Origin of the sequence: Phaeobacter gallaeciensis DSM 26640 (assembly GCF_000511385.1) — a bacterium.
Classification (GTDB): domain Bacteria; phylum Pseudomonadota; class Alphaproteobacteria; order Rhodobacterales; family Rhodobacteraceae; genus Phaeobacter; species Phaeobacter gallaeciensis.
This window is the reverse complement of sequence record NC_023137.1, coordinates 1,764,935-1,778,924: the sequence shown is the minus strand read 5'-3', so window position 1 is coordinate 1,778,924 and position 13,990 is coordinate 1,764,935. Positions and strand designations below refer to the sequence as shown.

Genomic DNA, 13,990 nt, shown 5'->3' with positions numbered 1-13,990 from the left:
GGCTCATGCCCATCCGTCGTTGGCGATCAGCGTCTTCAGACGGTCCTGATCATAATCCGCTTCCAGACGCTTGGCCTCGGACTCTGCGATGTCTGCAGGCTCACCGTCCACCGCGTAGGGCGCCGCCTTGCGCCACTCTGCGAGATAGGCATCGGCATCCTTGGCGTTCACCTTCATGGCGGCGCGGTCGATGGCTTGTTCAAACCGCTCTTCCAATTGGCGTTTTGCCCCACGACGGCCTTTGCCGACGATGATCTGAGCGGGGATGTCGCGCCAGTATACGATGGTGACGTCGGGCATTGCCTTGGCTTCCTTTGCGTCTGTGTAAATGCGTTTCTAGTGTGGCATTGCCGGGCGCGTTCGTCGGATTTCGACCTGACATTGGTTCTGAGCGACCTTTTTCCGGGTCGCATCTGGATAACAACACGGCCCGGCGCTGGCTACCGCGTGGCTCCCTCATAATATTCAACAGCTTTATGAATTTGACCGGCAAAGCGTTCAAAACCGTTCAAAAAACGTCAATTCGCGCGATTGCAAATCGTCATCGGGACGCTCGGCCCATCTTGCACGCAGCGATGTGCCCACATATGCTTGGATCAACACGATTATCGGAGGGCGTGAATCATGGCGCCCAGGCGTTCCAAAGGTGCGGGCGCATTTCCCCTAGCGGTAGAGAGCCCTGCACCGGCCCGCCCAGATCCTGATGCGCTCTATGCGGCGCTCGATCTGGGAACAAATAGCTGCCGGATGCTGATTGCCCAACCCAAGGGCAGCGGCTTTCATGTGGTGGACAGCTTCTCAAAGTCGGTGCAACTGGGCGCCGGTTTGGAGCGAACCGGGCGATTGTCGCGCGCGTCCATGGCGCGCACCATTCAGGCGCTTCGGATCTGTCAGCAGAAACTCAAGCGCAACCGTGTGAAGCGGATGCGTCTGGTCGCAACCGAAGCCTGCCGCCGTGCCAAGAACGCGCGCGAGTTCATTCGCCAGGTGCGCCGTGAGACGGGCCTGACGCTGGAGATCATCCAGCCAGAGGAAGAAGCGCGTCTGGCGGTTATTTCCTGTGCGCCATTGGTGTCCACCAAAACGGATCAGTTGTTGGTGGTCGATATTGGTGGTGGCTCTACCGAATTGGTCTGGATCGACATTTCTTCTATTCCGCGCCGCGATCGTCCTTCGGCGATCATGCGGCTTCATGCAGGGTTTCATCCGGCGGAGAGCCCCTTCCCCGCCGCGAAGGTGGTGGACTGGATCTCTGTCCCTCTGGGGGTGGCAACACTGCGCGATCAGTTCCATGATGTAGAAGACGATGCCGCGCGCTTTGCGCTGATGAGCTGGTTTTTTGAGGAAAACCTGGCGGATTTTGCCCCCTACAAGGACGAGCAGACCCGGCAGGGATTTCAGATCGTCGGAACCTCCGGCACGGTGACAACCGTTGCGGCCTCCCATCTGGGGCTGAAACGGTACGACCGGACCAAGGTGGACGGGCTGCGGATGACCAGCGATCAGATTGACAAGGTGATCCGCTCTTATCTAGAACTCGGCCCTCAAGGGCGCCGCAGTGACCCGCGCATTGGCGAGGACCGTCAGGCGCTGATCATGTCCGGTGCGGCAATTCTGCAGGCGCTTCTGCGGTGCTGGCCAACAGATCGCCTGTCGGTGGCAGACCGGGGTCTGCGCGAAGGTCTGCTTTATGCACAGATGAGCGCCGATGGGGTGTTGGAAGACGGGCCGTTCTAAGGGCCCAGAGAAATGATGCGTTCGACAACAGGTCCAGATGGGACCTCGGGCGACAAGGAACAGCGGATATGGCAAAGACTCCCACGGGAAAAACACCCACTGGCAAAAACACCTCCGGGCGCGGGCAGCGTGATCTGAAGGTCAAGGTGAAGACCGCCCGTGGGCGCAAGCTCAGCTCAACCCGCTGGTTGCAGCGGCAGTTAAACGACCCTTATGTGAAACGTGCACAGGCCGAAGGTTATCGTGGGCGCGCGGCTTACAAGATCATGGAAGTCGACGATAAATTTCGGTTTCTCATCAATGGTGCTCGAGTGGTTGACCTCGGTTGTGCGCCGGGTGGCTGGGCGCAGGTCGCGGTCAAGCGGATCAACGCCTTGGGGGAAAAACCGGGTAAGGCGGTTGGCCGTATCATCGGTGTTGATCTGCAAGAGGTGGAGCCGCTGCCCGGTGCCGAATTCCATCAACTGGATTTCATGGATGACGGCGCCGACGACAAAGTCAAGGAATGGCTGGGTGGTAAGGCAGATGTGGTGATGTCAGATATGGCTGCGGCCAGCTCCGGTCACAAACAGACAGACCATTTGCGGATCATCTCCCTCTGCGAGACGGCAGCTTACTTTGCCTTCGACGTGCTGGAGGACGGCGGGACCTTCGTTGCCAAAGTCCTGGCCGGCGGCGCGGAGGGCGAGTTGCAGAAACTGCTGAAGCAGAAATTCACCAAAGTCTACCATGTCAAACCGCCCTCCTCCCGGTCCGATAGCTCCGAGAAATTCGTGGTTGCCACAGGTTTTCGCGGCGATGCATCAGAAACTGCGGAAGACTAACGGCAGTTAGACGTGTTTCGGGTGGGGTGTTGGCCCCTGCCCGATTGTGTTCAGATCAGCGCGGCGCCGTATTGCCAAAGGAGCGGAGCGCCATTGTCTGCAGGGCGAGCGTTTCCAGCGAAGTGCCTTCAGCACGCAGGGTCACACGAGGCATGTCCATACGCGTGGACGGCTTGCCCCCGATGCGGCGCGCAAGCAAGCGCTGGATCAAGGGGCGGGTCGGAAATTTGTTTTGCAAAAGACGCATCTGATCCTCATACCATATGAGCTGTCGTGGCTGGTATGATCTGAGGATAGATCGATCACTGGGCCGTGATCGTGACCCAATTGTGGCAAGACTGCCTTATTGTTGCAATTTGCGAAACAATTTCGCGCAATGCCGCAGATTTCGCCCCTCAAGCCCTGATGCCTTCAGGCCTTGGTTTTTGAGGTGGGGTGCAGCAGCACGCCGTTCAGCTCCGCCCCGAGGATTAGAATGGCAGAGTTGAGGTAGAGAAAAATAAGCGCCGCCATTGCCCCCGCGAGCCCAGCGTAAGTCGCAGAATACGATGCGAAACTGCTGATATAGATGGCGAAGGCCAGCCCTGCCGCCCACCACAGGACCACCGTCAAGATCACGCCGGGCAGCACTTGCGTGAAGCGGTGGCGTTTGGCCGGTAGCAGCATGTGAAAGGCGCAAACAGCAATCAACGGAATGAGGGCGACCAATATGCCATTCAGACCGCTTTCCCAATTGCGGGCAAGGGGCACCTGCGGGAAGAAGCTGGCAAGATGGCGCGCATATAGCGGTAGGATCAACTCAAACACGGCTGCCGCCATGATGCCGGCACCGCCAAGGATCACCAGACCGATGCACAGGCCTCGGGTTTTCCAGAATGGCCTGTGGTCCCGCTCATGATAGGCTTGAACCATCGCCAGCCGCACCGCATCCACCCCGTTTGAGGCAAAGTAGATCGCAATCACACCCCCCAATGTCACCACCCCTGTCGAAGAGGTTGCAAGGACGGAATACACCTCGCGCACAATCGGATCAGAGACGCTGTCTGGCCAGGAGCCAAAGACCAGTTCGACCAGATTCTTCAGATCAATCCCGTCAGAAAACGCCCCCGCCACCGCACCGGTGAGTGCGACGGTAAACAGGATGAACGGAAACAGGGCCAGCATCAGCGACATGGCAATGTGGCTGCTCAGCACCCAGCCATTCTTATCGTTGAACCGCTTGGCGGCCAGATACAACGCATAGGCGCCGGGCTTGACATAGGGACGGATGCTCATGGGAAAAAGGTCTCATAGCTTGGTTCGAAAAACCAGCCCTTTCAGGGAGATATAGTCAAAGGCGCCTACCGAATGTAGGGTCGAAATCGAGATGAGCCACGAAGGGGCGCTGTGATGGTTGAGGTCGTGATAAGCACATCTGCGCTGCTGTTGATGTGGGGGCTTGCGGGGCTTGCCTCTCTTAAGGCGGCACGCACTGCCCGCACGCCGCAGGGGGCTATTGGCTGGGTGGTGTTTTTGCTGTCTGCACCGCTTCTGGCGCTGCCACTCTATCTCTTCTTCGGGCAGCGTAAATTCTCCCGTTACCGCGCGACACGGCGCGAGGCGGAACGGGTGCTGAACGCGCTGCGCGTCTATTCCACCCGCTATACCCAAGATCGGGATCAACTGGCGGTAAATCAGGCACCCTTTGAACGGCTCGCCGGATATCCGGTCTGTCGGGGCAATAGCTTTGAGTTGCTGGTCAATGGCCGCGACATCAGCGATGCGATTATTGAAGCCATTGATGCAGCCGAAGATTATGTGCTGGTTCATTTCTACATCGTGCGGGACGATCAGATTGGCCAGCGGCTCAAATCTGCGCTCATCAGTGCGCGTGGGCGCGGGGTGGCCGTTTGGTTTATGACCGATGCGGTTGGCAGTCACGGGCTTTCGCATCAATACCGTGCGGATCTGGACGCGGCGGGGGTCAATCAGGTTGATCCAAGCACCCGGCCCGGCCCCAAACATCGCTTTCACCTCAATTTTCGAAATCACCGCAAGACAGTGATTGTCGATGGTCGCGTCGGCTTTACCGGGGGGATGAATATTGGCGATGAGTATATGGGGCGCGATCCAAAATTTGGCGACTGGCGCGATACGCAGGTGAGGCTCGAAGGCCCCGAGGTACAGCAATTGCAGCTCGGTTATGCTGAAGACTGGTTCTGGCTTACCGAAGATCCGATCCTAGACCTGCTGACGTGGGAGTGCGCGCCAGTGGCAGATGACGGGAAACCCGCGCTGGTGATCGAAACAGGCCCCGGCGACAGCACCGTCAACGGCTCAACCCTGTATTTCTCTGCGATTGCCGCCGCACAGTCTCGAATCTGGCTGTCCTCACCATACTTCGTACCGGATCAAGACGTTGTAGCTGCACTGAAAAATGCCGCCCTGCGCGGCGTCGATGTGCGCATACTGTTGCCGGAGACCGCGGATCACTATGCCCCGTGGTTGGCTGCCTATGCGTATTTCGACGACTTGCGTGATGTTGGCATCAGTATCTATCGCTATCAGGCGGGTTTTCTTCACCAGAAGGTGTTTGTAGTGGATGACAGCATTGCGGCAGTGGGTACGATGAACCTGGACAATCGGTCGTTTCGGTTGAATTTTGAGAGTATGGCGCTGTGTTTTGATGGCGAGACCGCAAACCAGGTGGCCGATATGCTGGAACAGGACATGGCGTCTGCGCATCTTTTGACTACGGATTTGGAGGCACAACCTCTAACTATTCGTTTTGGCGCGCCGGTTGCTCGCTTGTTGGCTCCTGTTCTGTAGGTCTGTTCGCGACGTCGTCTTAGCGTTCTTTCACGGGCGCAGTTTCTTCCAGAAGGAAAACCTCACGCAGGGCAGCGACCAGAAAAGCCGTGCTCATGCCAAAGGCAAAAAGCCCTGTTACAGCCCCAAAGGCTGCAAATATCCGCATTTCCTCGCCCAGAACGATGTCGCCGTAGCCCAACGTCGTATACGTGGCGAGTGAAAAATAAATCGCGGTATTCCAATCACCTATAGCGCCAGAAAAAACCAATGCCGTGGCCCAGATCCAGACCTGCAAAGTGTGTGCAAAGACGATCAGACCAATCGCCACTGCAAGTACAACGCAGATTTGCAAGAACCGTTGCCCGCGCTGTAGAATACCCAGCCGTTCGCGTAATATGTGGATGCAAAAGACAAGCAATCCGGCTTCGACCACCAGACAGATACCAAGGTACAAGCTGCCCATCAGCAGCTGTTGAATGAGTGTCATGCCGCCTGCCCCTCATGCGCCGGGTTTCGTGCGGTCAGCGCCCGCATCTCTTGCGACCGGATCGGTCAGGATCCCGGTTTCGCGCAGTCTATTCAATCAGCGCTGGGACATGCAATCGCGATAGTGCTGCTTGACCAGTCGTTTGCGGCGCGCCTCTGGGGTATTGAAATAATCGTCGCGATCCTCGGCCTCTGAGCCGCGACGGGAACCGGCGCTGCGGACCTTGCCATCCTGCACGCTGATGCCAATACGGGCGGTGCCGGAGAATGTGATCCCGACGCGATCATTGCCCAGTCTCAGATGGTTGGATGCCTTGCTGCTGGGCGCCCCGGCATAGGCCTCGGCCCGGCTGCGGCACAGCGCCTCACGATCGGCATTTCCAGACCCTGCCAGAGCGGGCTGGCCCAGACAGAACACGAGCATCGTCAGTGCGACAATTTCACGGAAGTGACGGGATGGCGATGAGAGCAGCGACATGGCAAAACCTGATTTAAGCGGCCCGGTAAAATGAAATGGGCATCGCTCAAATGGGGGCTAGATCCCTTCGGGTCAATGCTGTGCAGTGTGCTGGCGCATTGCATGCCAGTGGCAGGTTGCTGCGGCTCGGGGTTGCGTAAAACGTGAGACATATAAAACTAGTTTATTGTCAAAAGGTTGCGAAGTGATGCTCATCATTGAGGACGTCCACAAGTCCTATCAAGGCCCGTCCGGCGATATCCCGGTTCTGAATGGGGTATCGCTGCATCTGGCAGCCGGGTGCAGCCTGGCACTGACCGGGGACAGCGGCTCTGGCAAAAGTACACTGCTCCATCTGGCAGCCGCTTTGGATCAGTCCGACAGCGGGCGGATAATGGTGGATGGCATCTCTCTTGAGGGGTTGGATGATGCAGGACGTGCCGCCCTCAGGCGTCAGCAGGTCTCATTGGTGTTTCAGCAGTTCAATCTGGTCCCGGCCCTGACCGTGGCGCAGAATATCAGCCTTCATGCTCGATTGGCCGGGCGTGTTGATCCGGTTTGGATAAAAGCACTGACCGAGCGACTTGGGCTGGCGGAACTTCAGGGGCGATATCCCGAGCAGCTCTCCGGCGGACAACAACAGCGTGTTGCCATCGCGCGTGCGCTGGCTATGCGACCAAAGTTGCTTCTTGCGGATGAACCAACGGGAAATCTGGACGAAGGTTCAAGTGCTTCGGTGATGGCGCTCATGCTGGATCTGGTGCGCGAAACCGGTGCCGCGCTGCTGCTGGTGACTCATTCGCAGGCCATTGCCTCACAGCTTGATCAGCAGCGTCATCTTAGCAACGGGCGCCTTGATGGTGACAGCCTCTATGAGAGGAATTCGCCGGATGGGATCCTGTGCGAGGGCAAGGCGTGATCACGGCTACATTCACGGCGATCCTGTCGCATTGGCGCTTGCATCCGCTGCAGCTGGCGATGCTTGTGACCGGCCTCGCCCTCGCCACGGCGCTCTGGTCTGCGGTGCAGGCCATCAACGCAGAGGCCCGCGCCAGCTACGCCGAGGCTGCGGCGCGTATCTCCCCATCAGGGCAGACATATCTAACACCTCAGGATGGTTATATCGAACTGGATCAATATGTTGCCCTGCGACGTGAAGGTTGGCAACTGTCACCGGTTTTAATTGGAACACTTACAGAGAATACCGCCGAAGTGGGCGCGGTGGATCTGGAAATGATTGGGATAGATATCTTGTCGCATCCGATGATGGCTCGGCTGGCTGCGACGGACAGCTCCTCTGACGAAAACGCGCAGACGACGTTGACCTCTGCGGACCTGCTGCTGGCCCCCGGTCATCTGTTTGCGCATCCTGACAGTGATCTTGATCTGCTGTTGCGCAGCCTGCCACCTCTGACACGCACCACGGCGGTGCCGCGTGGGGTGGTGGTCGGCGATATCTCAACAGTCGCGCGCCTTCTGAGAAAGCCGTTTTTGATCAGCCGGTTGGTGATCCTGGATGAGCAACCCATCGGCCTGCGCCCACTGGCAGAACTTGCCCCTCATCTGCGCCTGCAAACGGCCTCCACCGGCGCGGATACCGCGCAGCTGACTCGGAGCTTTCACCTCAATCTCACGGCTTTTGGGTTGTTGTCCTTTGCGGTGGGGTTGTTCATCGTGCAGGGCACCATCGCGCTGGGGATCGAACAGAGGCGGGGCTTGTTTCGCACGCTGCGCAGTTTAGGTGTGCCGCTTAATACGCTGGTTGGGCTTATTTTTGCAGAACTTCTGGTGATTACGCTGCTGGCGGCGTTGCTGGGGTTGATCCTGGGCTACCTGATTGCCGCGGCCTTGCTCCCCGGTGTTGGCGCCACACTGTCCGGGCTTTATGGCGCGCCGCTGGACGGCAGCCTGCAACTGCGCCCCGGCTGGGTGGTTTCCGGCCTGGCGATGGCACTGGCGGGGATGGCGCTTGCCGGGGCGCAAAGCTGGGTCGGCCTGTCGCGCCTGCCCATTCTTGCGGCTCCGGCCGCGGCGGCGCGTGGCCAGCAGGCCTTGCGCGGGCATCGTCTCTCGGCTTTGTCCGGCGCGCTCCTTGTGCTGGGCGCGGCAGCGATCCCTGCGCTGTTCGACGGGCTGCTTGCGGGGTTTGCCTTTCTCGCGGGGCTGATGCTGGGGGCCGCGCTTTTGCTGCCTTTGGCGCTGTCCCGGTTGGCATCGGTTGGCGTGCAGCTGGCACGCAAGCCGGTAACGCTATGGCTCTGGGCGGATATGCGGGCGCAACTGCCCGGTCTGTCGCTGGCGCTGATGGCGTTGCTGCTGGCGCTGGCGACAAATATTGGCGTTGGAACAATGGTGTCCAGCTTCCGCCTCACGTTCTTGGGCTGGCTGGATCAGCGATTGGCGTCTGAACTGTATATGACGCTGCCGCAGGAGGAGATGGCCAAAGACGTGCTGCCGTGGCTTGCCGACAGGGGTATTCGCACCCTGCCGATCCGCCACAGTGACGAGCGTTACGTGGGACCAGACGGTATCGGCGCACCGATGGAGGTCTACGGGGTGGTGGATGATGCCACCTATCGTGACAACTGGCCGCTGTTGCAGGCAGAGCCGATGGTCTGGGCGCAACTGGCCGAGGGGCTTGGCGCACTGATCAATGAACAGCTGGCGCGGCGCGCGGATCTGGGTCCGGGAGATATGCTGATGATCGCGCCGGACTGGCGGATGCGGATTGCCGGGGTCTACTCCGACTATGGAAACCCTAACCCTCAGGCAATTGTAGGGCTAGAGACACTGCTGGAGCATCGTCCATTGATTGAAAACCGCCGATTTGGTCTGCGGTTGCCCCCTGCTGAGGTCGCAGAAATCCGCGCCACGCTGCATCGTGAGTTTGGTCTGCCGCAGAGTTCCTTTATCGACCAGAGTGCGCTCAAAGCGCAGTCCTTGGCGATTTTCGACCGGACCTTTGTGATAACAGGGGCGCTGAACCTTCTGACCTTTGGCGTGGCAGGATTTGCCATGCTGACAAGTCTGCTGACACTCTGGAGCCAGCGCCTGCCGCAATTGGCTCCGATCTGGGCTATGGGGCTGACGCGCCGACAGTTGGCCAGATATGAAATCCTGCGTAGCGTGATCCTTGCAGGGCTCACCGCCCTCTTGGCGCTGCCTTTGGGGTTGCTGCTGGGCTGGGCGCTTCTGGCCGTCGTCAACGTCGAGGCCTTTGGCTGGCGTTTGCCGATGTCGCTGTTCCCACTGGATTGGTTGCAGTTGCTGCTGATGGCGCTTGTTGCGGCAGCGCTGGCCGCCGCCCTGCCCGCCCGCCGACTGTCGAAGCTGAAACCCGCCGATCTGTTGAGGGTCTTTGCCAATGAACGATAGCCACGCTGTTATGAAATCTATCGGGAGGATTACTGCTGCCCTGATCCTGCTGGTCTTGCCGGCAAAGGTTGTCACGGCACAGGGTTACGCTGGATTGGGAACCGAGGCGGAGGGCTTTGCCGCGCCGATCGCCGGTCGCCCGCTTGTGTTTCCACGCGATCACGCGGCCCATCCTGATTACCGGATTGAATGGTGGTATCTGACTGCCAACCTGACCGGCGACGACGGGCGCGACTATGGGGTGCAATGGACGCTGTTCCGCTCTGGCTTACGACCCGAAGGGAGGTCCATGCCCGATCCGGCCTCGCCTTGGGAGGATCCGCAGATCTGGATGGGGCACGCAGGATTGACGACGCCAGACGCCCATCATTCCGCTGAGCGGCTGGCACGGGGCGGCATCGGTCAGGCTGGCGTCACCGCTGCGCCATTTGAGGCTTATATCGATGATTGGTATATGCGCAGCAGCGACCAAAACCTGCGAGATCTGACCTTGCGCGCAACGGGCGAGAGCTTCCGCTATGATCTGTCGTTGAGCGCCAACGGTCCGCTGGTGTTACAGGGCGATGCGGGCTATTCCGTGAAATCGGCGGATGGGCAGGCCAGCTATTATTATTCCCAACCCCATTATCAGGTAACCGGCACGCTGGTTCTGCCAGATGGACCAGTGGCGGTAACGGGCGATGGCTGGCTTGATCGCGAATGGTCCAGTCAGCCCTTGTCCGACGATCAGGACGGATGGGACTGGTTTTCCCTGCGCTTTGACACGGGCGAGAAACTGATGGGATTCCAGCTGCGCGGTGGTGATCTGTATACTTCTGGCACGTGGATTGCAGTCGATGGCACACCGACCCCGCTTGAGCCGGGCAGCCTGCGGGCAACGCCTGTCACGTTCACTGAGGTCGCCGGGCGCAAGGTGCCGACGGAGTGGCAGCTGCGCCTGCCTGCGCGCGGGTTGGACGTTCGTGTCTCAGCAATGAACTCGCAGTCTTGGATGGAGATGTCCTTTCCCTATTGGGAGGGACCTGTGCGCCTCAGTGGTAGTCACCATGGCAAGGGATACCTGGAGATGACTGGTTACAGCACTTCGACGGACTAGCGGGTGACCAGTCATCACACTGACGCAAAAAAGGGCGCCCGATGAGGCGCCCCTTTCTCATGAGTTGGCAGTAAATTCGGATCGGTTGATCAGCGCACCACATAGACCGAACAGGTCGAATGCCGGATCACCCGTGCCGCATTGGGACCCAGTAGGTAATCCGACAGCTCCGGCTTATGGGCGCCAATTACAATCAGATCCGTGCCAGCCTTGTCGGCGACCTTCAGGATCTCCTGATAGGCTTTGCCGGTGGCAACCACATGGCGCACCTTGGCATTGCGCTCGCCTCCCAGGGTCTCCTCACAGAGCTTACCCAGGTGGTCGGCGGTTTCCTTCACAGCGCGGTCGTGGTGATGGTCCTCAAAGAACCCCGACACCCAGCTCTCGCCAAAATCGGGCAGGACGTTGACCACATCCAGCTGCGCACCATCCATATCCGCCAGCCGCGCCGCTTCGCGCAGCACCTTGGCATCAATGGTCTTGTCGCTCAGTTCCAATGCGCAGAGAACGGATTTGCTCATGCTGGGACTCCTTCCTTGCTGGCCCGTGCGCGCTGCAAGAAGGCGATCATCGCCAGTAGCAGCAGCGCCGGGATGAAGATCAATTCCTTGGGCAGTTGGTCTGCCGGCGCCTGCACACTCAGCAGGCGGACAGGTTCGTCACCGTAGAAATCGAAGCTGTCCATGCCGGATTGCGCAGGCGTACCAAACATCGGTTCATCCAGTTTGACCACACCATCCTCAGGCAGCAACATCAGGCCAAAGGCATCAACCTGCGCCTGACCATCGCCACCATCAGCGACCGGCAGGATCAGCGTGGTGCTCTTCTGCTCTCCGGTGTCGAAGTCAGGACCCTCCACGGTGATCCGCAACTCGCTCCCCGCAGGGGCCGCGGCAACGGTCTCCACCAAAGCTGCCGGATCGGTGCTGGCAAACGGAGGCATCAGCCGGTTCATGAAGAAGTCCGGGCGGAACAGGGAAAAGGCGACCAGCACCAGCAGGACACTTTCGTAGATGCGGTTGCGGGTGATGAAATAGTTCATCGTGCCAGCCGTGAAAGCAAGAATGGCGATGGTTGCAGAAATCGCAACCAGAATGCCCTGCACCCAGCCTACATCAATCAACAGAAGATCCGTGTTGAAGATGAAGACAAAGGGCAGCGCCACCGTGCGCAGACTGTAGAAGAACGCAACAAAGCCGGTGCGAATGGCATCGCCCCCCGACACCGCAGCGGCGGCAAAGCTGGCCAGACCCACAGGTGGTGTCACATCCGCCATGATCCCGAAGTAGAACACAAAGAGATGTACCGCGATCAGCGGCACCACCAGCCCGGATTGTGCACCAAGTTCAACCACAACGCCCGCCATCAGAGAGGACACCACGATATAGTTGGCCGTGGTCGGCAGGCCCATGCCAAGAACCAGCGACAGAAGGCCGACCATGATCAGCATCAGGATCAGATTGCCGCCGGACATCAATTCCACCAGTTCCGACATCACCTGACCAACGCCGGTCAGCGTTACAGTGCCGACGATGACGCCTGCTGTGGCCGTGGCCAGGGCAATCCCGATCATATTGCGCGCGCCGTCGATCAGCCCATTCCACAGATCATGCACCCCATCCAGGAAGCTGTGCGCCAAGGTGCTTTGCCCTCGGAACAGCGCTTTCAGCGGTTTTTGGGTCAACAGGATCACAAACAGCAGAGCAGTCGCCCAAAAGGCTGATAGACCCGGCGACTTCTGCTCAATCATCAGGAAGTAGACCAAGACGATGATTGGCAGCAGGTAGTGCAAACCCGCCTTGTAGATCTCGCCCACAACCGGCAGTTCCACCTCAGCTGCATTGGGGTCATCAGGTACCAGATCATCGGTCCCGGCCGCCAGCCACAATAGCCCCAGATAGGCTGCAACCACCAAGAGCGACAGCACAAGGCCAGAGGCCCCGGGGATGGCTGCGGTAATTGCTTTGATCGGGTATTGGATGCCGTAGCAAAGTGCAGCAAACCCGGCAAAGAACGCAGCCATACCGCCGATGGTCCGTCCCATAGACACAACGCGGTTGCCAAGCGTGGGCATGTTGCGCTTCACCGCCTCAAGATGGACGATATAGACCAGCGCGATGTAGGAAATCGCGGCCGGCAGGAAGGCATGGGTGATCACCTCGACATAGGAAATGCCGACGTATTCCACCATCAGGAAGGCCGCAGCGCCCATCACCGGCGGCATGATCTGGCCGTTCACCGAAGAGGCAACTTCGACCGAACCGGCCTGCTCTGAACTGAAGCCCACGCGCTTCATCAGCGGAATGGTGAAAGTGCCGGTGGTCACAACATTGGCGATGGAAGAGCCGGAAATCAGACCAGTAGCAGCTGACCCAACCACCGCAGCCTTTGCCGGACCGCCCCGCAGATGGCCAAGCGCGCCGAAGGCCATCTTGATGAAGTAATTGCCGGCCCCTGCCTTATCCAGAAGCGCACCGAACAGCACGAAGAGGAAGACAAACTTGGTGGAGACACCCAGCGCGATGCCGAACACGCCCTCAGAGGTGATCCACATATGGCTCATCGCTTTTTTCAGGCTCGCGCCCTTCCAGCGGATGACTTCCGGTACCCAGTCGGAGGAGCCGAAGAACACATAGGCCAGAAACACACAAGCAATGATCGCCATAGCCGGCCCCAGCGCGCGGCGTGCCGCTTCGAACAACAACAACAGCCCGATTAGGGCCACCCATTTGTCCGTATCATCGGCAAGCCCGCCGGAATTCACGATTTTCTGGTAGAAAATGTAACCATAGAGCGCGATCACTGCTCCGACGATCGACATGATCCAATCCTGGATTGGGATGTAGTTACGTGGGCTGGATTTCAGCGCGGGATAGGCCGCAAAGGCCAGGAAGATCGCAAAAGCCAAATGGATCTGGCGTGAGTTGTTCACCACGCTGCCGGGCAGCAAAAGGTTTGAAACTGGCGAGGCCAGTACCACCTGAAAGACCGACCATATTACGGCGACAATCGCCAGAAACAGCCCAACCGACCCAACCGGGTTGCGTGCGCCGGCATCGGAAGATGCGACGAGGTCTTGCAGCTCTTCTTCGGTAAGCGGTCGATTTCCTTGGACATCGGATGTCATGGAGTATCCCCCTGAGGCCGTCTAACTCTGCGGCCGGTTATTCTTGGGTGTTGCCCTTGGCCCCGACGCGCCCTGCTCCCTGGTGGAGTTTCAGCGCT

13 protein-coding genes are annotated in these 13,990 nt (G+C 59.1%); 6 read left to right on the top strand and 7 right to left on the bottom strand.

Features of this window, described 5'->3' with window-relative positions; genetic code table 11:
• Positions 1 to 3: 3 nt before the first annotated feature.
• The gene (locus GAL_RS08480; protein WP_024097170.1) at positions 4 to 300 is read right to left on the bottom strand and encodes a virulence factor; all 297 of its coding nucleotides are present in this window, start codon (positions 298 to 300) and stop codon (positions 4 to 6) included.
• Between the two features lie 324 nt (positions 301 to 624).
• On the opposite strand from GAL_RS08480, the gene GAL_RS08475 reads away from it, so the two are divergent.
• Together GAL_RS08475 and GAL_RS08470 are read left to right on the top strand one after the other, a co-directional pair.
• A complete protein-coding gene (locus GAL_RS08475) occupies positions 625 to 1,737 on the top strand; it encodes a Ppx/GppA phosphatase family protein (RefSeq protein ID WP_024097169.1) in 1,113 nt (370 codons plus the stop codon).
• A 68-nt stretch (positions 1,738 to 1,805) separates the two neighbouring features.
• Positions 1,806 to 2,561, top strand: a complete 756-nt coding sequence (locus tag GAL_RS08470; protein WP_024097168.1) for an RlmE family RNA methyltransferase — start codon at positions 1,806 to 1,808, stop codon at positions 2,559 to 2,561.
• A gap of 55 nt (positions 2,562 to 2,616) precedes the next feature.
• Here GAL_RS08470 and GAL_RS08465 read toward each other — a convergent pair whose 3' ends face one another.
• Together GAL_RS08465 and GAL_RS08460 are read right to left on the bottom strand one after the other, a co-directional pair.
• Complete coding sequence (locus GAL_RS08465) at positions 2,617 to 2,808, bottom strand: hypothetical protein (RefSeq protein ID WP_024097167.1); 192 nt, start codon at positions 2,806 to 2,808, stop codon at positions 2,617 to 2,619.
• A 164-nt stretch (positions 2,809 to 2,972) separates the two neighbouring features.
• Positions 2,973 to 3,836: a YihY/virulence factor BrkB family protein gene (locus tag GAL_RS08460; protein ID WP_024097166.1), complete on the bottom strand. Its 864-nt coding sequence runs from the start codon at positions 3,834 to 3,836 to the stop codon at positions 2,973 to 2,975.
• Between the two features lie 114 nt (positions 3,837 to 3,950).
• Between GAL_RS08460 and cls the strand changes: the two genes are divergently transcribed.
• A complete protein-coding gene (gene cls / locus GAL_RS08455; protein WP_024097165.1) occupies positions 3,951 to 5,369 on the top strand; it encodes a cardiolipin synthase in 1,419 nt (472 codons plus the stop codon).
• A gap of 19 nt (positions 5,370 to 5,388) precedes the next feature.
• Here the strand turns inward: cls and GAL_RS08450 are convergent, their stop codons facing one another.
• Positions 5,389 to 5,838: a potassium channel family protein gene (locus GAL_RS08450; protein WP_024097164.1), complete on the bottom strand. Its 450-nt coding sequence runs from the start codon at positions 5,836 to 5,838 to the stop codon at positions 5,389 to 5,391.
• A gap of 96 nt (positions 5,839 to 5,934) precedes the next feature.
• The gene (locus tag GAL_RS08445) at positions 5,935 to 6,315 is read right to left on the bottom strand and encodes a hypothetical protein (RefSeq protein ID WP_024097163.1); all 381 of its coding nucleotides are present in this window, start codon (positions 6,313 to 6,315) and stop codon (positions 5,935 to 5,937) included.
• Positions 6,316 to 6,502: 187 nt separating this feature from the next.
• On the opposite strand from GAL_RS08445, the gene GAL_RS08440 reads away from it, so the two are divergent.
• From GAL_RS08440 to GAL_RS08430, 3 genes are read left to right on the top strand one after another with little or no spacing between them, the layout of a single operon-like run.
• Positions 6,503 to 7,213 carry an ABC transporter ATP-binding protein gene (locus tag GAL_RS08440; RefSeq protein ID WP_024097162.1) on the top strand — a complete coding sequence of 237 codons (711 nt, stop codon included), beginning with the start codon at positions 6,503 to 6,505 and terminating at the stop codon, positions 7,211 to 7,213.
• A complete protein-coding gene (locus GAL_RS08435) occupies positions 7,210 to 9,669 on the top strand; it encodes an FtsX-like permease family protein (RefSeq protein ID WP_024097161.1) in 2,460 nt (819 codons plus the stop codon). Before GAL_RS08440 ends, GAL_RS08435 begins: the two co-directional genes overlap by 4 nt.
• Positions 9,659 to 10,765, top strand: coding sequence for a lipocalin-like domain-containing protein (locus GAL_RS08430; protein WP_024097160.1), 1,107 nt, complete (start codon positions 9,659 to 9,661; stop codon positions 10,763 to 10,765). Before GAL_RS08435 ends, GAL_RS08430 begins: the two co-directional genes overlap by 11 nt.
• Before the next feature lie 89 nt (positions 10,766 to 10,854).
• Here GAL_RS08430 and GAL_RS08425 read toward each other — a convergent pair whose 3' ends face one another.
• Together GAL_RS08425 and GAL_RS08420 are read right to left on the bottom strand one after the other, a co-directional pair.
• Positions 10,855 to 11,286: a universal stress protein gene (locus GAL_RS08425; protein WP_024097159.1), complete on the bottom strand. Its 432-nt coding sequence runs from the start codon at positions 11,284 to 11,286 to the stop codon at positions 10,855 to 10,857.
• Positions 11,283 to 13,892 carry a TRAP transporter permease gene (locus GAL_RS08420; RefSeq protein WP_024097158.1) on the bottom strand — a complete coding sequence of 870 codons (2,610 nt, stop codon included), beginning with the start codon at positions 13,890 to 13,892 and terminating at the stop codon, positions 11,283 to 11,285. The genes GAL_RS08425 and GAL_RS08420 overlap by 4 nt, the downstream gene beginning before the upstream one ends.
• Between the last annotated feature and the right edge of the window lie 98 nt (positions 13,893 to 13,990).